Source organism: Qiania dongpingensis (genome assembly GCF_014337195.1).
GTDB classification, from domain to species: domain Bacteria; phylum Bacillota; class Clostridia; order Lachnospirales; family Lachnospiraceae; genus Lientehia; species Lientehia dongpingensis.
Genome location: NZ_CP060634.1, coordinates 980,588 through 998,592, shown reverse-complemented (window position 1 = coordinate 998,592; position 18,005 = coordinate 980,588). Strand labels below are relative to the sequence as shown.

Annotated in this window: 14 protein-coding genes and 1 pseudogene; 7 read left to right on the top strand and 8 right to left on the bottom strand. The window is 51.4% G+C overall.

Annotated elements, in window-relative coordinates; all coding sequences use genetic code 11:
* The first annotated feature begins 184 nt into the window (after positions 1-184).
* The gene (locus H9Q78_RS04675; protein WP_249303871.1) at positions 185-916 is read left to right on the top strand and encodes an ABC transporter ATP-binding protein; all 732 of its coding nucleotides are present in this window, start codon (positions 185-187) and stop codon (positions 914-916) included.
* Positions 913-3,564: an FtsX-like permease family protein gene (locus H9Q78_RS04670; protein WP_249303869.1), complete on the top strand. Its 2,652-nt coding sequence runs from the start codon at positions 913-915 to the stop codon at positions 3,562-3,564. Before H9Q78_RS04675 ends, H9Q78_RS04670 begins: the two co-directional genes overlap by 4 nt.
* A 5-nt stretch (positions 3,565-3,569) precedes the next feature.
* Here the strand turns inward: H9Q78_RS04670 and H9Q78_RS04665 are convergent, their stop codons facing one another.
* Entirely contained in the window at positions 3,570-4,328 is a 759-nt protein-coding gene (locus tag H9Q78_RS04665; RefSeq protein WP_249303867.1) for a DeoR/GlpR family DNA-binding transcription regulator, read from the bottom strand.
* Positions 4,329-4,531: 203 nt separating this feature from the next.
* Between H9Q78_RS04665 and H9Q78_RS04660 the strand changes: the two genes are divergently transcribed.
* Entirely contained in the window at positions 4,532-5,545 is a 1,014-nt protein-coding gene (locus H9Q78_RS04660; protein WP_249303865.1) for a carbohydrate kinase family protein, read from the top strand.
* A 9-nt stretch (positions 5,546-5,554) separates the two neighbouring features.
* Here the strand turns inward: H9Q78_RS04660 and H9Q78_RS04655 are convergent, their stop codons facing one another.
* The 3 genes from H9Q78_RS04655 to aroC are packed head-to-tail and all read right to left on the bottom strand — an operon-like array spanning position 5,555 to position 9,847.
* Positions 5,555-6,196 (bottom strand): SGNH/GDSL hydrolase family protein, encoded by a 642-nt coding sequence (locus H9Q78_RS04655; protein WP_249303864.1) that lies wholly within the window; start codon positions 6,194-6,196, stop codon positions 5,555-5,557.
* A gap of 43 nt (positions 6,197-6,239) precedes the next feature.
* Positions 6,240-8,672 carry an ATP-binding cassette domain-containing protein gene (locus H9Q78_RS04650; protein ID WP_249303862.1) on the bottom strand — a complete coding sequence of 811 codons (2,433 nt, stop codon included), beginning with the start codon at positions 8,670-8,672 and terminating at the stop codon, positions 6,240-6,242.
* Positions 8,669-9,847 (bottom strand): chorismate synthase, encoded by a 1,179-nt coding sequence (aroC, locus tag H9Q78_RS04645; protein ID WP_249303860.1) that lies wholly within the window; start codon positions 9,845-9,847, stop codon positions 8,669-8,671. The genes H9Q78_RS04650 and aroC overlap by 4 nt, the downstream gene beginning before the upstream one ends.
* A 167-nt stretch (positions 9,848-10,014) precedes the next feature.
* On the opposite strand from aroC, the gene H9Q78_RS04640 reads away from it, so the two are divergent.
* The gene (locus H9Q78_RS04640) at positions 10,015-10,707 is read left to right on the top strand and encodes an HAD family hydrolase (protein ID WP_249303858.1); all 693 of its coding nucleotides are present in this window, start codon (positions 10,015-10,017) and stop codon (positions 10,705-10,707) included.
* On the opposite strand, the gene H9Q78_RS04635 is transcribed toward H9Q78_RS04640, so the two are convergent.
* Together H9Q78_RS04635 and H9Q78_RS04630 are read right to left on the bottom strand one after the other, a co-directional pair.
* The gene (locus H9Q78_RS04635) at positions 10,682-11,617 is read right to left on the bottom strand and encodes a glycerophosphodiester phosphodiesterase family protein (protein WP_249303856.1); all 936 of its coding nucleotides are present in this window, start codon (positions 11,615-11,617) and stop codon (positions 10,682-10,684) included. The genes H9Q78_RS04640 and H9Q78_RS04635 overlap by 26 nt on opposite strands.
* A complete protein-coding gene (locus H9Q78_RS04630) occupies positions 11,614-12,417 on the bottom strand; it encodes an MBL fold metallo-hydrolase (RefSeq protein WP_249303855.1) in 804 nt (267 codons plus the stop codon). Before H9Q78_RS04630 ends, H9Q78_RS04635 begins: the two co-directional genes overlap by 4 nt.
* 235 nt (positions 12,418-12,652) lie before the next feature.
* On the opposite strand from H9Q78_RS04630, the gene H9Q78_RS04625 reads away from it, so the two are divergent.
* Positions 12,653-13,054 carry a hypothetical protein gene (locus H9Q78_RS04625; RefSeq protein WP_249303852.1) on the top strand — a complete coding sequence of 134 codons (402 nt, stop codon included), beginning with the start codon at positions 12,653-12,655 and terminating at the stop codon, positions 13,052-13,054.
* 371 nt (positions 13,055-13,425) lie between these two features.
* Here the strand turns inward: H9Q78_RS04625 and H9Q78_RS04620 are convergent, their stop codons facing one another.
* Both H9Q78_RS04620 and H9Q78_RS04615 read right to left on the bottom strand, forming a co-directional pair.
* A complete protein-coding gene (locus tag H9Q78_RS04620) occupies positions 13,426-14,001 on the bottom strand; it encodes a chromate transporter (RefSeq protein ID WP_249303851.1) in 576 nt (191 codons plus the stop codon).
* Positions 13,998-14,540 (bottom strand): chromate transporter, encoded by a 543-nt coding sequence (locus H9Q78_RS04615; protein WP_249303849.1) that lies wholly within the window; start codon positions 14,538-14,540, stop codon positions 13,998-14,000. Before H9Q78_RS04615 ends, H9Q78_RS04620 begins: the two co-directional genes overlap by 4 nt.
* Positions 14,541-14,718: 178 nt before the next feature.
* Between H9Q78_RS04615 and glgB the strand changes: the two are divergent.
* Together glgB and H9Q78_RS04605 are read left to right on the top strand one after the other, a co-directional pair.
* Positions 14,719-17,037: pseudogene (glgB, locus tag H9Q78_RS04610) on the top strand (1,4-alpha-glucan branching protein GlgB); the annotation flags it as partial.
* A gap of 24 nt (positions 17,038-17,061) precedes the next feature.
* Complete coding sequence (locus tag H9Q78_RS04605) at positions 17,062-17,976, top strand: mechanosensitive ion channel family protein (protein WP_249303847.1); 915 nt, start codon at positions 17,062-17,064, stop codon at positions 17,974-17,976.
* Positions 17,977-18,005: the final 29 nt, after the last annotated feature.

Here is an 18,005-nt window from a genome sequence, read left to right as displayed (position 1 = left end):
CGGCCTGACCGGGAGAATATCCGGGCAGGCCGTTTTTATGCTTCTATACTAGGCTTAAAAATTATTAGGAAAGTGACAAAACTGTCACGGAAATTGTCACCGGATTGTCATGTAAAAGGGGTATGATAATAAACAGAAAGCAAAAGAAAAGCAAAATAGAGTATGGATAAATGGAGGAGACATTATGGAAGTATTACGGGTTGAGAACTTATGCAAGACATACGGTTTGGGAGACACCAGGGTAGACGCTCTGAGAAATGTGTCATTTTCGGTGGACAAAGGTGAATTCGTAGCCATTATCGGGCCGTCCGGCTCTGGAAAGTCCACGCTTCTTCATATCCTGGGAGGAGTGGACCGGCCGTCCTCCGGCCAGGTCGTCATTGATGGTACTCCCATATATGATCTGAATGAGACGAAAATGGCTATTTTCAGGAGAAGGCAGATAGGTCTGATTTATCAGTTCTACAATCTGCTGCCGGTTCTGAACGTCAGAGAGAATCTGACTCTTCCGCTTCTTTTAGACGGTCAGAAGCCAGATGAAAAGTATCTGAACGAGCTGACCCGGGTGCTGGGGCTGAAAGAAAGAATGAACCATCTGCCTAATCAGCTGTCCGGCGGACAGCAGCAGAGGGTATCCATTGGAAGGGCCCTCATCAACCACCCGGCTCTGGTGCTGGCGGATGAACCCACCGGAAACCTGGATTCCAAAAACAGCGCTGAGATCGTGGAGCTTTTGAAAGAGTCCAACCGGCAATATCACCAGACACTTATCATCATCACTCACGATGAGCGGATAGCGCTTCAGGCTGACCGGGTGATATCCATTGAGGACGGACGGATTTCCGGAGATCAGTGGCAGACCGGCAGGCAGAGTCAGGCCAGAGAGGCCAGCTGGCGTCAGGGGGTAAGGGCATGAACATTGTAAGTAAAGTGACCGTAAAGCATCTGCGGCAGAACCGGAAAAGGACGGCGGTGACGATTCTGGGCATTATGCTGTCGGTGGCGTTGATCACCGCCATTTCTGCGTTTGCGGAATCTTTTCTGGATATGATGCGGCAGAGTGAAATCGTTCAGGACGGAGAGTGGCATGTGCAGTTTTATGACGTGGATAAGGAAAAGCTTCCTGCCATAGAAGAGGATGGACATGTGGATAAGGCTTCCGTTGTCACTACTGTGGGAACAGCGTCTCTGCCGGACGGAGAGAACGAATACAAGCCGTATCTTTTGGTACAGGGATTTGATCCTACGGCGATGGAAGAGTTCCCGACTACGCTTATGGAAGGAAGATATCCGGAATCCGCAGATGAGATCGTGCTGCCAGAACACCTTAAAAGCAATGGAGGCGTTGAATGGAAGGTGGGGGACACCATTCAGCTGGAGATGGGGACCAGAGTCATCCACGATCAGGACGGGGACCGGGAAGCGCCGGCCTACTATGGATTGGAGCCGGATGAAACACTGGAGGATACGCATCCCGCGTCTTATAAGGTGGTTGGGATCATCGAGCGCCCCCACTTTGAAAGTTATAATCAGGCCTCTTATACAGCCATCACATATCTGGATACTTCGTCACTTGACGGGACAGAAAAGCTGGATGTGTCCGTCAAAGTGAAAAGCCTGAATAAAGGCCTTTACAGCTGGGCTGACGGGCTTGCGGCGTCTTTGGATGTGGAATGTGGGTACAATACGTCTCTTCTTTCCTATTACCTGCTTTCCGGCAATAATACAATCGTGAGCATGCTGACCAGAGTAAAATGGGTCATGATGTTAATCGTGGCCGCCGGCTCTGTCGCAGTCATTTACAGCTCTTTTTCGATATCCATTTCGGAACGAAGCAGGTATCTTGGCATGCTGGCCAGTGTGGGGGCGACTAAAAAACAGAAACGAAATTCGGTATTTACTGAGGCGGTCATTTTGGGAGCAATAGGGATTCCCCTTGGACTTCTTCTGGGCTTTGCCGGCGTCTTTGTGACGACACAGTGCATCCAGGGGCTGGTGAACGGGATGTATGGCATGGAAGGAGTGACCATGCAGGTGATCGTCTCCTGGCCGGGCATCCTGGGCGCGGTGATCCTGGCGGCGGCGACGATCCTTATATCTGCCTGGATCCCGGCCCGGCGCGCGTCCAGGATCACTCCTGTGGAGGCCATCCGCCAGAATAAAGATGTGAAGCTGAGTGCGAAACAGGTGAAGACCTCAAAGCTTACCAGAGCGCTGTTTGGATTTGAGGGAGAGCTTGCCCTCAAAAATCTGAAAAGAAATAAAAAGCGTTACCGCGCTACGGTCCTTTCTCTGGTATTCAGCATTGCCCTTTATCTGAGCGTGGCATCCTTTACGGCATATCTGAAGGGTGCCTACCGGATGCAGCTGGGGGTGGACTCTTCGAAGACGCCGGACATTTCCGTGACTCTTTACCCGGATGAGGAGGAAGATCAGGAGAACGGCAATGACGAGAAGATAGAGCAGATACGCAGTATGGGAAATATCACAGAGTTCGCTTCGGCGGTCAACGTTTCCTTCAGCTATTATCTGGATGACGGAAATGCACTCACAGAAGAAGTAAGGAAGAAGCTGGAGGAGGGAGGAAATCTGGAAGCCGCCGGTGAAGATGTGGGGCCTTATGTGATAGGCGTCCGTCTTATAGGAATGGACGATGCCAGTCTCAAGGAATTTGCCGCACGGACGGGAGCGGATGAAGAGCAGCTCTTCGACGCCTCGAAGAACGGCGTGATCCTGATAAACAAAAGGAGCGATGTGACAAATGGCAGATCATCCTGGAAAGAAAGCTGGAACTTAAAGACAGGGGATTCCGTATCCGGTTCCTTTTTCAAGACGGAAGGAGGCGACGGAGCGGGGGACTATAAGGAATCACTGGGACGTTTAGGATTCACTGTGGCCGGAATCACAGACCAGCTGCCGTTAGGAGGATATTATGATTCTGATTTCAATAGTATGTGTATGTATACAACTGTGGAAAATGCCGTAAGAATTGGAAACGAACTGTATGGAGCAGACTGGACAAACGCATCTCAGGTATACTTGAGAACAGATGATCATGACGCGCTGAGGGCAGAGCTCAAGAACATGGCGGACGAAGGCAAGAATATATACGTCTACAGCCTTGTGGAGGAGCAGAAGACGATCAATGACATGCTTCTTTTGGTCAACGTATTTGTATATGGTTTTATCATCCTGACCGCTCTTATCTGCGTCACCAGTATATTTAATACCATATCCACCAGTATGGCTCTCCGGAGGAGAGAATACGCGATGCTCAAATCGGTCGGCATGGATCCGGCGCGGTTTGGCCGGATGGTCGCCTATGAAAGTATATTTTACGGCCTAAAGGCACTGCTTTACGGACTGCCGATAGGACTGATCCTGATGTACGGCATCTACTTGAGCATAGCCAGCGCCATAGCCACGGGATTCTATATCATTTGGGGCCAGGTGGCAATCGCGGTAGTGTGCGTAATGGCGGTGGTGGGACTCACCATGTGGTATTCTTCGAGAAAAATCAAAAAAGCAAATATTGTAGATGTCCTCAAGGATGAAAATATCTGACCTCATCAGAAGATGACATTCACATTCAGCCTGCTGCAGATTCCGGCGATGTCCGGAGGCGGCGGGCTGTTGGTGATGATGGAGGAGATTTCGGAAAATTCAAAGGTCCGGTGGAAGAAATGTCTGCTGAATTTGCTGTCGTCAGCCAGGAGGACCGTCTTATCCGCATGATTTTTATAGGCCCGTTTGATTAAGGCGTTGTCTTCATCATAGTCGGTGATTCCGGAAGAAGAGGACAGGCCGCGGCAGGAAACAAAAGCCAGATCCGCGTGATGCCTGGAGATGAAGTCCGCCGCGTTGGGACCGGACAGGGACAGTAACTGCGGCTGTACTTTTCCACAGGTGGTATAGACGGTGATTCCAGGCGCGGGAGCCAGCAGACAGGCGGTTATCAGCCCGTTAGTCAGGACTGTGACGCCTCGGATCTCTGTAAGACGCCTGGCCAGGGCGATGCTGGTGCTGCTGGAGTCCAGAAAAAGGGTCTGGCCGGGGGACACCAGCTTTAAGGCCAGATCCGCGATCCTTTCTTTTTTATCCGGGTTGTCACGGATCTTATAGTGGACCGGCCATTCCAGCTGGCTGTCCTGAAGCGGATAGGCGCCTCCTCTTGTGCGATGGATGAGGCCGTCTGTCTGAAGCTTTTTTAAGTCGCGGCGTATGGTGGCTTCACTGGCATAGAGGATATGAGAAAGCTCTTCTACGGAGCAATAGGTTTTTTCCTTTAGTAATTTTAAGATTTCCTGGCTTCTGGTATGGGATTCCATAAGATTGCCTCCTTATTTTACGCATGACATGATTGAATTCAATCACATTATACCATGGAATATGATTAATAATGATTGATTTGAAAGTTTTGTCCAAAGTATTTCATGTGGGGAGAATTTGGATTATAATATTCAAAGAGAGGATTTTTCTGCCGGACCACGGAGGAAGAATCAGGCGATAAGATAGGAGGAGAAGAACCGATATGGCAGGAATAGCAATTGCGGGGACATTGGTGGTAGACAATATCAAGATGATCGATTATTATCCTAAGAAAGGGATGCTGGCGGACATAAGCTCGGTTGCCAGGGGAATCGGAGGATGTGCGGCGAATACGGCGTGCGGGATCAAAGCGCTGGACTCATCCATCCCCATCAAGAGCATCAGCCTGGTGGGAGAGGATGACAACGGGATTTTCATAAAACAGAGGCTGACAGAGTACGGGATTGATACAGAGGGGATCTTGGCAACGGATAAGGCGGTCACTTCTTTTTCCGATGTGATGACCATAGAAAGTACGGGGGAAAGGACTTTTTTCCATGACAGAGGAGCCTGCCGCCTGTTTTCTCCGGAGCATGTGGATCTGGATAAGCTGGACTGTGAGCTTTTGCTGACGGGATACGGCGCGCTTTTGGACAGTATGGATCTGCCCGATGAAGAGTACGGTACAGTCATGGCGCGGTTTTTCCATGACGTAAAGGCGCGCGGCATCGAGACGGCCATGGATGTGGCGAGCACTAAAGATGAAGGGCTGATGCAGCGCCTGGTGATTCCGTCTCTGCCCTATACGGATTATCTGATCGTAAATGAGACAGAAGGCGGGATGATAGCCGGAATCGAGGCGAGAAGCGAGGACGGCGGCCTGAAACGTGAGGCGCTGCCGGAGATCTGCAGAAAGCTGATGGCGCTCGGCGTCAGAAAATGTGCCGTAGTGCACGCGCCGGAGGTGGGATGTGCTCTGGATGCCTCCGGGAACTATTGTGAGGAGCCTTCCCTCCGCCTGCCGAAAGGGTACATAGTGGGAGCGGTGGGCGCGGGAGACGCTTTCTGCGCCGGAATCCTGTACTCTATTTATAAAAAGCTGCCCATGCAGGAGGCCCTGCGTATCGGCGCGGCGTCTGCCGCGGCCAACCTCTCGGCCAGTGATTCCATCAGCGGCCTCCGTTCCATCGAAGGGGTAAAGGAACTGTACGAGAAGTATGGCGTAAAGGCTGATTGAATGAGGTTTTTAACGGTCCCGGAAATATTCTGAGACAATGTCTGTGAAGGCTGCGGCGAGTTTGCCATGGCCTTCTTTTGTGAGATGGAGTCCGTCACCGCCCAGGTCCTTTTCCGTCAGTACCGTCTGGGTGTTAAAGAAGAGGCAGTCCAGCTTTTTTGCCAGTGCTTCATAAGTTTTGGGCAGCAAACGGACTTTTTCCGCAGAGGTGCCGTCAAAGGAAGTTTCAGTTTTCAGAGGGATGATGGGGCCGGGAGCGGCTAATAATATCTGCGGAAGAAGCGGATATTTGTCCGCCGGATAGTAGAAACGCAGCTTTTTGATCAGATTCTCCATGCCGTCGGTGATCTCCTGGGCCGGTACGTGATATCGGATCTTGGTATCGTTGGTGCCGAGCATGACGATGACAAAGTCCAGGGGAGCATGGCTGATCACGCAGGGAGCTATATATTCCAGAGCATTGCGGTAAGGCTCCAGATAATCGGTAAAGGCGGTCGTTCGGCCGTTCAGACCCTCCTCGATGACACGATAACCATCCCCCAGAGCCTCCGCCATTTTCATGGGCCACCGCTCCTTTTCTGAGTAGCGCCGTCTTAAAAGAGGCACGTACCCCCAGGTGTTGGAATCTCCGAAGCAAAGAATATTTTTCATGGAACTTCTCCTTGTTTTTATAAAATTACGGTATCCGGTCTGCTCATAGGTATCTGCCTGTGGCGGACAGGGGATTATTTTTGATCATGAAGGGGGTTCCGCAGGCGACTATTTTACCTCCGGAACTGCCTCCTCCAGGTCCCATATCGATGATCCAGTCGGCTCGACGGATGACCTGGAGATTGTGCTCGATCACGATGACGGTATTCCCGTGTTCCACCATTTTGTCAAACAGAGCCATCAGATTTTCCACGTCCAGGGGATGGAGGCCCACGGTAGGCTCATCGATTAAATACAGGTTTTTCTTACCGCGGTTTCGGAACAGCTCCACGGCCAGCTTTAAACGCTGTTTTTCGCCGCCGGACAAGGTTGTAAGGGGCTGTCCAAGCTCCAGATACCCAAGGCCGATGTCCTTCAGTGTGGAAAGAATCCGGGCCAGCTTTGCGGTTTCGGGAAACATTTCTGCCGCTTCATTCACAGACATGCGGAGGATGTCATTGATGGAATGTCCGAGGTATTTGACAGCCAGGAGCTCCGGAATGAACCGGCTGCCGCCGCAGGCGGGGCATATGACCTCCACATCCTGGAAGAACAGCATATTGCTCACCACATATCCGAGTCCGCCGCAGGTTTCACAGCGTCCGCTTCCGGTGTTAAAGGAAAAGTCCTTCGGCCCGAAGCCCTTTTCCATGGATTCGGGGAGTCTGCCGAAGAGAGCGCGGAGTTCGTCATACGCGCCGGTATAGGTAGCGATGTTTGAACGCTTCATCGTGGTGAGAGAGGACTGTCTGACTGTGATGAGCCGATCAAAGGAATCGCTTCCGATCACTTGGTTCGAAACGGCGTCACTGCCGGTGAAATGCTCCGCAAGGGCTCCGAATACAAGACTGCTTTTTCCGGCCCCGGATACGCCGGTCACTACGGTGAGACAGCCTGTCGGGAAACAGACATCGATGTCCACGACATTGTGAGAGTCTGCGTGCCGGATCTCCAGACGGCCGTTTCCGGAACGGGGAGTTCTTCGGACCTCATGGGAGGTGCGGAAATAATTCCCAGTTATGGAGGCAGGAGAGCGAAGGAGAGACGGATAGTCGCCGGCAGCCAGAATACTGCCGCCGTGACGGCCGGAACCGGGGCCCATATCAATGATATGATCGGCGGCTCGTATCACGTCCTCGTCATGTTCGATGACGAGAATGGTATTTTCCTTATCCCGAAGCTCTTTTAAGGTCCGGACGACTCCCTCGGTATCTTTGGGATGAAGCCCCACGGTAGGTTCATCCAGAATATAGAGGATGCCGGTCAGATCGGAATCCAGGGCGGCGGACAGCTTCACCCTGCGTTTTTCTCCGCCGGAGAGAGTCATGGTCTGGCGATCCAGATGCAGATAACCTAAGCCTACGCGGATCAGACGGTCAACCTTGGATTTCAGATCTGTTAAATATTGGACAGCGGCGCCTTTCTGGTGGATGTCCAGTTTATTTTCCAGGCCGCGGAGCCAGGCAGAAAGTTCGTCCAGAGGCATTTCGGACAGCTGCGGGAGCCGGACGCCGTTCACCGTCACATTCCTGCTGTCTTCCTTCAGCCGTTCTCCACGGCAGACAGGACATGTTTCGTAGGAGAAAAATTCCTCCGGAGAATTGCTCTGTCCGGATTTTTCTTCCAGCTTCCGCCACAGGCTGGGAAGAATTCCTTCGAATCTATCAGTTTTAATATCCCCGAAGGCGGTCTTAAATTCGGGGCTTTCCGTTCCGTACAAAAGAACGGTCATTTCTTTTTCCTGGAACAGACGAAGCGGTTTTTGAAAATCGAGAGAGATTCCCAGTTGTGTGAACACTTTTCTTAATAGCTCCAGCTGATAGTCCTTGTATCGGTATTTCCAGAGTGTGACCGCGCCGCTTTCCAGGGAGAGCTCAGGATTCAGGATCTTACGGAGATCTGGCTTCCAAACCTTTCCCAGACCGGAACAGACAGCGCAGGCGCCCTTTCTGGTGTTGAAAGAAAAGTGAGAGCGGGTGAGCTTTTCCATCTTATGGCCGCAATGACTGCAGTACATATATACGATGAAATCGTCCTCCGTTTTTTTAACTTCCTCTCTGCAGACGGAAGCGTCCACAAGCTTTCCGCAGCCGGGGCAGGTGCGGACTCCGAGCTTTTCAAAGAGCATTCTTAGATCCGTATAGATGTCGGTGGATGTACCGAGGGAGGAGCGGGGATTGATATTTTTTTCTTCCTGTCCTATCACGATGGCCGGGGAGGCGTTTTTCACGGCCTCCACATCCGGCTTGTTGATGCCCTGATAAGAAATAGCCTCTAAATATTGTCTCTGGCATTCCTGGTAGAGGACATCCACCGCCAGCGTCGTTTTGCCGGATCCGGACAGGCCGGTGAGGACGACCAGCTTATTCCGTGGGATGCTCACTGAGATATGCTTGAGATTACCGTGGCTTGCGCCGCAGATCTCAATGTCCTTCATATCCGTTCTCCGTTCAGGAAACGTGGCGTGTCCGCGGTACGTCCGAAAAATTCGCAGATTTTATCCATCCTGGCCGACATGCCGGCAAAAAGCATGTCCACCAGTGTGACGGCCACCATGGATTCCACGACCACCACCGCCCGGGGGACGATCATAGGATCGTGGCGCCCTTTGATGGAGATGGAAACAGGGCTTCCGTCCCGCGTGACGGTCTGCTGTTCCCTGGCAATGGAAGGAGTGGGTTTGACCGCGGCCCGGATGATGATGTCGGAGCCGTCGCTCATGCCGCCCAGGATGCCGCCCGCGTGGTTGGTGGATTTGCGGAGGTTCTTCACACGGCCGTTTTCTGTGCCGCCGATGGCAGGATCTTCGTGCGGGGGGAGAAAGGAATCGTTGTTTTCTGAGCCGGCGGCCCTGGCGGCGGCAAAGCCGTCTCCGATTTCTACTCCCTTTACCGCGCCGATGGAAAAGAGGGCTTTGGACAGATTGGCGTCAAGTTTTTCAAAAACCGGTTCGCCGATGCCGGCCGGCATATGAGTGACCATACATTCTATGATGCCGCCCATGGAATCTTTTTCTGTCATTTTCTGTTCGGCAAAAGCCCGTACCTTTTCTGCCGCCGCTGCATCCGGCATATAAAATGGATTTTGAGCGCAAAGGGACAGATCCATCTGAGAAGCGTCGCAGGAAATGCCTCCGATTTCCCTTGAATAGGCATGGACTTCAATGCCAAGCGCATTCAGGATCTTTATGGCAACGGCCCCGGCCGCCACACGGCCTATGGTTTCCCTCCCGGAAGAGCGTCCGCCGCCGCGGTAATCCCGGAACCCATATTTTTTATCGAAGGTATAGTCCGCATGTCCGGGACGGTAATAGGAGGCAATCTCAGAATAATCCAGAGAACGCTGGTCTTTGTTGAACACGGCCATGGAAATGGGAGTTCCGGTGGTATATCCCTCAAAGACGCCGGACAGGACCTGTACGGCGTCGTCCTCGGCGCGCTTGGTGGTAAAACGGCTCTGGCCGGGCTTGCGCCTGTCCAGATAAGACTGGATATCTTCCTCACAGATCGGGATACCGGCCGGACAGCCGTCTATGACGGCCCCCAGGGCCTTTCCGTGGGACTCCCCCCAGGTGGTAAATGTAAATATCTTTCCGTAAGTCGAACCTGACATGGCGGTATTGCCTCCTTAAACTTCTTTTTCGATAATTATAGCTTAAGTGGAAAAAGAGGGCAACGGCTTCTTGATATTTGCGGAAATATTTTCTATAATGACAGAGGCTTATGGATAAAAGGAAACGGCCGTACAGTAATGACGGACGGAAAGAAGAGGAGACGAGAATGCTTAAAAGTATCATATTCGATATGGACGGCGTCCTGGTGAACAGTGAGCCTGTTCATTACCGGGCGTATCTGATGGCCCTTGAAAGATGGGAGAAATCATTGACTTATGACGAGTACAAAAAATACGTCGGGACGACGAACATCGTGATCATAGAAGGCCTAATAGAGAAATTCAATCTGCCCATAGACGCAGAAGCTTTTAATGAGATCATGAAGGGATATAAAGCGTTTTTATACCAACGGGACGGCTATCCGCCTGTGGACGGAGTCACAGAAATGCTCAGGTCGCTTAAAAATGCCGGGTATTCCATGGCGGTCGCTTCCTCCTCTCCCTATGAAAACATTCTCCTGGCCACAGAGGCATTGGGGATTCAGGAGTATTTCAATCAGCTGATAAGCGGAGAAGGCGTGCCGAACCCGAAGCCGGCTCCGGATGTGTTCTTAAAGGCGGCCGCGGCTCTGGGGACGAGGCCGGAGGAATGTCTGGTAGTGGAGGATTCCTGCCATGGAGTATGCGCGGCGAAGAATGCGGGAATGCCAAGCATTGGGTTTGTAAATCCGGATTCCGGTGATCAGGACCTCTCCTGCGCCACTAGACTCACAAAAAACCTGCGGGAGGTAGATGCGGATTACGTAAAAGCCGTATATGACAGCTTCCGTCCGGTCAGGGACGGAAGCCTTCAAATATGAACAGATCGAACTGTGCTTTGAACTGTTCCATATCCTCCTTGGAGCGTATGGTCCATGCCACAGCCAGATTTTTATAGAGGTTCCGGCAGATACGCCGGGAGACCGCGTCGGCGCAGGTACAGTCGTAAGCGATGAAATCCGGCTTGGTCAAAAAGTTAAACAGAAGGTGGTGCAGGGGAGATAGGAAAAAATAATGCATGAACAGGTTGTCGTTTTTGAACTTTGCAGAGAGCTGGCCGCGGACTATCTGAGGCCGGTTCTTTTTATACCATCGCAGGACCAGTGGATTGAAGGATTCGATAAAATACAGTCCGGGATAAGTGCCCAGCAGCTCGTCGCAGATGGTACAGACAGAGGTATCGAACCGCTCCACCTTGTATTCGATCAGCAGCGGGATCCTGCCGTTTACCATATTCAGGACATCCTCAAACCGGGGAATCCTTTCCGTGGTTCCGTTCAGCGTAAATTCCTTTAGCTCTTCATAAGTAAAATCTTTTATTTCACCGGGGACATGGCATACTCTTTCCAGAGAATAGTCGTGGAATACGACAGGGATGTTGTCCTTAGTGAGCTGCACATCCAGCTCAATGCCGTATCCGGCTTCCACTGCCGCACGAAACGCGGCCATGGAATTTTCCGGCCTGGCCTCGGATACGGACGTCTGTCTGTCCGAGGAAGCCGCCGCCGCTTTCCGCTTTTTCCGGCTCTTGAAGGTTTTCTCCTTTTGGATACCGGATTTCCTGCCCGGCATGGTACTCATATCATGGAGGCCCCTGTGAGCGTAATAATAGCCCGTCAGGGAAGCGATGTCGCCCTTATGGCCGAGGGCGGGCATGATCAGGTACAGATACAGTAAGGACAGGACAACGCATACGAGGACCAGGATCAGGAGAATAAGAAGGATTGTCATAGATCCAGGATCTCCCGGTCATCCGGCACAAAAAGCCTGCCGGAATAATATTCATTTCCCTCTGCCGTGTAGTTTCTCTTCCGGTTTTTAATGTCCTTGTCCTCAGTATGCCACAAAACCAGATTGGGGATATGCAGGTTTTCAGCCAGCTCACAGGCTTCCTTTACGGTGCTGTGATGTTTTTCATAGGGCTTGAACCGTTCCCGGTCTCCGTACAGGCAGAACGCTTCGTGGAGGAGCCAGTCGCTTCCGGCCACATAGGCTTCACAGCCCGGATTATAGGGCTCGTCCCCTGCGCATGTGAGCCTTCTTCCGTTCTTTAGTGTCGTGGTGAATCCAAACTGTCTGGCTTTTGTGGACAGGATGTCGAAAAAGGTCACGTCATAATCCAGAATGTGCTTCTGGTCGCCGTCCTGTACCGGCACCAAAAGAATCCGGCTGCCGATGCAGTCGCAGAATTTTTTCTGAATGGTCAGAGAGCATAAGGTCCTGATCGTATCCACGAGGCCGTCATGGCAGTAGATATACAGGTTTCCCTCGTATTTTCCCTTCAGGATGGAGGTGGCGATCATGCGGATCATCCATACCATGCCGAGTATATGGTCGTTGTGTTCGTGGGTGACAAAGATATGGTGGATATGGTCCAGAGGAACCTCCATGTCTTCAAGGACCGTCAGGATTCCGTTTCCGCCCCCGGCGTCCACGAGGAAATATTCCTCGCCATCCCGAACGGCGAAGCAGGTATTATAGCATCTGGTGGCCTGGGCGTTGCCTGTGCCCAGGACGTATAATTGTTCCATAACCGGTAATTCCTTTCCAATGTAAATGCTTATCTCAGCTTTCTATGGCGATTATACTATGGGCAGGTTGAAAATTCAACCCGCCCGCTTCAGACGTTTCTCAGTTCATAAAAAATTCAGAAATGTTTTCAGAGGTTTCATTGACTGGAATAGGGAAAGAGAATATGATGGATAACAGAGGCGTCCGGAGAATAAAATAAGACGGCGCAGAGATTACAGATTGGAGAGAAAAGAGATGGGCGGATTTCGTGACAAGGTATCCAGATGGATGTATGGCAGGTATGGCAGCGACCAGCTGAATAAGTGTGTGATGGTGTTCACCATTGCTTTTATGGTGATATCCTTATTTACCAGACTTACGGTGTTTTACTGGCTCGCGCTGGCCGGACTGATCCTCATGTATTTCCGTATGCTGTCCAAGAATATATATAAGAGAAGCGCGGAGAACACCAAGTATCTGAAGGCGACGGCCGGCATCCGCAGGAGCTTCGCCAGGATGAAGAGCAGGAGTCAGGACAAGAGCCACTGTTACTTCAAATGCCCTTCCTGCAAGCAGACCGTGAGAGTGCCGAGGGGAAAAGGAAAGATCAGCATCACCTGCCCCAAATGCAGCACAGAATTTGTGAAGAAAACATGATAAAATAAAATGCGGTATAATGGCACAGCCGCCGGGATGGGAGATTCCGGCGGCTGTGTTTTCTTTAACAGCTGAATTTGTTTTTAATAGTCCAGAGAAACCCAAATGGCAGGGCAGACCAGCTGGAGAGAGTCGGCTGGTACAGTTTTTGTGATTACAGTTTCTGTTTTGATTATATTACATTCACGCATCCAACAGCCAAGAAAATCGTCCGGATTTCCTGCCGACATGTGAGTGGTACTCCTGTTGTGAGGATAAAGCGGCCCGCTGCATCGCCAGTGAACCGAAATCGTGACGGCCCGGAACTTCTGCCGGTATTGAACTAGAACTTAATTGGAACTGACTGATTAAATTCCAAAAAGCGTTTTGTATTATACTCCTCCAAAGTGAAATACAATCCCGATCACCGCCGAAGCGGCCAGGAATACGATCGGATGCCATTTCAGCTTCCTTGTGCAGAGAAGCAGGACGGCGGCCAAAAAAAGTCCTTTCCAATTGAAGAGGTCCGTGAGCGCGCCGGAGGCTTTCCAGGCGGCCGGCGAAAAAAGCGTAAGGTTCACGACGCCGATGCCGGCGGCGGCTATGAGGCCCACCGATGCGGCGCGAAGCCCGTAAAAAGCGGCGTCCACCGTCTGGTTTCCTTTAAAACGTTCCAGGAAGCCATAAACGAGAAAGATGATGATCACGGACGGCAGGGCCAGAGAAAAGGTCGCCAAAAGGGCTCCGGGGATGCCGGCGGCGTGGTATCCCACATAAGTGGACATGTTGACGCCTATGGGGCCGGGAGTGGATTCGGAAATGGCGATCATGTCGGCCAGCTGCGGTTTCGTATACCAGCCGGTAGCTTCTGATATTTCATTCAGAAAAGGAAGAGTGGCCAGACCGCCGCCGACGGCGAAGAGCCCGGTCTGAAAAAAACGCCAGAATAGTTCAAATAATACTTTCATTTTGGCGTACCTCCCAGCTTTTTAATGAGGATTCCGCTGACCAGGGCAAACAGCACGAAGATTACGGGAGAAAGGCTGGTGAAGAGACTGGCCAGACAGACGGTCAGGAAAATGAGCAGAGTGGGCAAGTCCACCACAGACTTTCGGAACAGGCGGCACACAGCGTTGAAAATAAGCACACATACACAGACACGGATGCCGGCAAATGCGTTTTTTACCATGGAAAGCTCCGCAAAATTGGTAATAAATGCGGCAATGACGGTAATGATGATAATAGACGGAGTGAGAATGCCCAGAGTTGCAACGATACCGCCCAGATAGCCTTTAAGCTTCCGGCCGACGAAGGTGGAGACGTTGACGGCAATGGCACCGGGAGTGCATTGGCCGATGGCGTAATAGTCCATCAGCTCTTCCTCGGTGGCCCATTTCTTTTGCTCTGCCACCTCTCGCTGCAGCATGGGAAGCATGGCATAGCCGCCTCCAAAGGTGAGCACGCCGATTTTGGCAAAGGTAAAAAATAAATCAAGGTATGAGCCCATAGCAGTAGAATCCTTTCTTTTTATAATTACTCATGATAATTATTATAGCATATAAACATTGCGGATAAAATCCCTGTGGCCGCCCTTGTGCGATGGGATGGCAGATGATAGAATAGAAGAGACAGAGGATGATTCGGAGCATTTCTTTTGATTTAAGCGTATGCCAGGAGGGACGACAATGGATGAGTTATTATACAGGTTAATGGACTGGCCAGAGATAGAAGCAGTCGTATATTCAGAATGTCAGGAACCGGAGGGCATTCTCGGGCCGCATCTGACTGACGACGGGATATTGATTCAGGCTTTCATACCGACCGCGGTTTCCATGGAAGTGACCGTGAGAGGAAATGGAAAGCATTACAAAATGGATAAGGCGGATGAGGCCGGATTTTTTGCGGTCCTGGTGCCGGGCCGGAAAATTCCTTCTTATGTATTTGAAGTGACCTATGACAACGGTACGTCACAGGTACTGGAGGATCCGTACCGATTTCCGTCGGTATATACAGAAGCTGATCTGAAACGATTTGCGTCCGGGATCCATTATGAGATCTATGAGAAAATGGGAGCACATCCCATGGTACGGGACGGTGTGGAGGGGGTGCTGTTTTCCGTGTGGGCGCCGTCCGCTATGCGGGTCAGCGTCGTAGGGGATTTCAACTTGTGGGATGGCAGACGCCATCAAATGCAGAGGCTGGGAGATTCCGGCGTCTATGAGCTGTTCATTCCCGGCATCGCCGCCGGGGAGATATATAAATATGAAGTGAAATTCAAAGGAGGAAATCCCTGCCTGAAAGCGGACCCTTATGCCAATTACGCGGAGCTCAGGCCTGCTACCGCTTCCATCGTATATGATCTGGGAAAATACGAATGGGGCGACGGAGACTGGATGGCCGACCGGAAAAAAGCGGCAAAACAGGGAACATTGACCGCCGGTCCGATGAATATTTACGAGGTACATCTGGGATCATGGAAGAAACGGGAGGATTCGGAGGACGATCAGTCAAATCCCTTCTATAATTACAGGGAGATTGCTCCGGAGCTGGCCGCTTATGCAAAAGAGATGGGATATACCCATGTGGAGCTGATGCCGGTGATGGAGCATCCGCTGGATGAATCCTGGGGATATCAGGTGACAGGCTATTATGCTCCTACCAGCCGTTATGGGACGCCGGATGATTTCCGGTTCTTTATCGACACGATGCACCAGGCGGGAATTGGCGTGATCCTGGACTGGGTGCCGGCGCATTTCCCCAGAGATACCTTCGGCCTTGCGGATTTTGATGGGACTGGCCTTTACGAGCACAAGGATCCGAGAAAAGGGGCACATCCCCATTGGGGGACTCTGATCTTCAATTACGGGCGGCCTCAGGTATCCAATTTTCTGATTGCCAACGCCCTTTATTGGGCGAGGGAGTACCACGCCGACGGTATCCGGATGGACGCGGTGGCTTCCATGTTGTATCTGGATTATGGAAAAAATGACGGAGAGTGGATTCCAAATATTTACGGCGGAAATGAAAATCTTGAGGCCCTGGAAATGCTCAAGCATCTGAATTCCATCTTTAAGAAAAAGCAGGTTCCCACGGTGCTGATCGCGGAGGAGTCCACTGCGTGGCCCAGGATCACCGGCGATGTGGAAGACGGAGCCGTGGGCTTCGACTATAAATGGAATATGGGATGGATGAATGACTTCTTGGGTTACATGCAGTGCGATCCCATTTACAGGACTTATCATTACGGAGAGATGACGTTCAGCCTGATCTATGCCTACAGTGAGCGGTTTATCCTGGTCCTGTCCCATGACGAGGTGGTCCACGGAAAGGGCTCCATGGTGGGGAAGATGCCGGGAGAGGCCATTGAGTCAAAGTTTGCCAATGTACGGGCGGCTTATGGATTCATGATGATGCACCCGGGGAAAAAGCTTTTGTTCATGGGACAGGAATTCGGGCAGATGGATGAGTGGAATGAGAGCGAGGGGCTCCAGTGGTATCTGCTGAACTATGAGATTCACAAAAAGCTTCAGGCGTATGTAAAGGACCTGAATAAGCTCTATCTGGAACATCCCGCGGTATATGCGCTGGATGACGATCCGGATGGGTTTGAATGGATCGACTGTACCAATTCCAAAGAAAATATGGCGGTGTTCCTGAGGAAAGGCAGAAAAGCGGAAGATACACTTTTGGTAGTCTGCAATTTTGCGCCGGTGGTCCATGAGGCCTATCAGGTGGGCGTTCCATTCCCGGGGAAATACAAGGAGATCCTGAACAGCGACGCTTTAAAATACGGCGGTACCGGAGTTGTGAATCCGAGGGTGAAACAGTCTAAAAATGTGGAGCACGATGAAAGGGAAAACTCGATCACCATCAAGGCAGCCCCTCTCGGCATCCAGATTTTCCAGTATATCCCGGTCCTGGAGCAGGTAAAGGGAAATGCTGCAGCCAAAAAGAAAGCGAAAAAGTCTGCTGGAAAGACCGCCGGAATTGAGAAGATCAAGAAGGCGATGATGGAGGAAGCATAGTCCATGATGATATTACGGACAGAGGAGACAGCGGCGGCCGATGTGGCAGCCGCTGTGGAACAGATAGGAAACACCTATGGAAAGCAGTTCAAGGAGATGCTTGACAGCCTGCCGATCAAGGCGGCGATCTTCGGCATCAAGGCAATACTCGCACTTCTTTTGTTCTTTATCGGGAGAAAGATCATCCGGACAGCCGTAAAAATAACGGAGCGTTCCATGGAACGGGCCGGCGCGGAGATCACGGTCCGCAAATTTGTGAAGTACCTGGTAAGGGCCATCGGTTATATTCTCCTGATCCTGATAATCTTGGGCGTCGCGGGCGTACAGCCCACATCCTTCGCCGCCATCGCCAGCTCCGTCACAGTGGCTCTCGGCCTGGCTTTGCAGGGAAGCCTTGGGAATTTTGCAGGCGGTCTTCTGATCCTGATTCTTAAACCCTTTAAGGTCGGGGATTATATCATAGAGGACAGCAATAAAAATGAAGGAACAGTCCGGAGCATCGGCCTGGTATATACAGAGCTGGTCACATTGGACAACCGTATCATCATGGTGCCCAACGGGAATCTGGCCAACAGCAGCATGACAAATGTGACGGCCCAGGAAAAACGGCAGCTGGATATGAAGGTCGGGATTTCTTACGATTCAGACCTTAAGAAGGCAAAAGATATACTGATCAGTCTGGTAGAGGCGGAGCCGCTGGTCCTTGAGAAAGAAGAGCACTTTTCCTATGTGTCGTCTCTGGGTGAGAACGCGGTCACTTTGGGCTGTCGGTGCTGGGTAAAGACGGAAGATTACTGGAAGTGCAAGTGGAATCTGACGGAAGCGGTCAAATTGACGTTTGACGAAAAAGGGATCACGATTCCCTTCGGACAGCTGGATGTCCATATAAAGTCGGGGAAAACTGAGGAAAACGGCTAATTTTCTCTTGCAAACACAGGATATAGTGT

Bases quoted from the DNA above. Each gene is read 5' to 3' on its own strand.
- aroC (WP_249303860.1), bottom strand. From the start codon at position 9,847: ATGTCAGGTTCGACTTACGGAAAGATATTTACATTTACCACCTGGGGG.
- H9Q78_RS04675 (WP_249303871.1), top strand. From the start codon at position 185: ATGGAAGTATTACGGGTTGAGAACTTATGCAAGACATACGGTTTGGGA.
- H9Q78_RS04605 (WP_249303847.1), top strand. From the start codon at position 17,062: ATGATGATATTACGGACAGAGGAGACAGCGGCGGCCGATGTGGCAGCC.
- H9Q78_RS04640 (WP_249303858.1), top strand. From the start codon at position 10,015: ATGCTTAAAAGTATCATATTCGATATGGACGGCGTCCTGGTGAACAGT.
- H9Q78_RS04635 (WP_249303856.1), bottom strand. From the start codon at position 11,617: ATGACAATCCTTCTTATTCTCCTGATCCTGGTCCTCGTATGCGTTGTC.
- H9Q78_RS04650 (WP_249303862.1), bottom strand. From the start codon at position 8,672: ATGAAGGACATTGAGATCTGCGGCGCAAGCCACGGTAATCTCAAGCAT.
- H9Q78_RS04670 (WP_249303869.1), top strand. From the start codon at position 913: ATGAACATTGTAAGTAAAGTGACCGTAAAGCATCTGCGGCAGAACCGG.
- H9Q78_RS04615 (WP_249303849.1), bottom strand. From the start codon at position 14,540: ATGGGCTCATACCTTGATTTATTTTTTACCTTTGCCAAAATCGGCGTG.
- H9Q78_RS04620 (WP_249303851.1), bottom strand. From the start codon at position 14,001: ATGAAAGTATTATTTGAACTATTCTGGCGTTTTTTTCAGACCGGGCTC.
- H9Q78_RS04630 (WP_249303855.1), bottom strand. From the start codon at position 12,417: ATGGAACAATTATACGTCCTGGGCACAGGCAACGCCCAGGCCACCAGA.
- H9Q78_RS04625 (WP_249303852.1), top strand. From the start codon at position 12,653: ATGGGCGGATTTCGTGACAAGGTATCCAGATGGATGTATGGCAGGTAT.
- H9Q78_RS04655 (WP_249303864.1), bottom strand. From the start codon at position 6,196: ATGAAAAATATTCTTTGCTTCGGAGATTCCAACACCTGGGGGTACGTG.
- H9Q78_RS04665 (WP_249303867.1), bottom strand. From the start codon at position 4,328: ATGGAATCCCATACCAGAAGCCAGGAAATCTTAAAATTACTAAAGGAA.
- H9Q78_RS04660 (WP_249303865.1), top strand. From the start codon at position 4,532: ATGGCAGGAATAGCAATTGCGGGGACATTGGTGGTAGACAATATCAAG.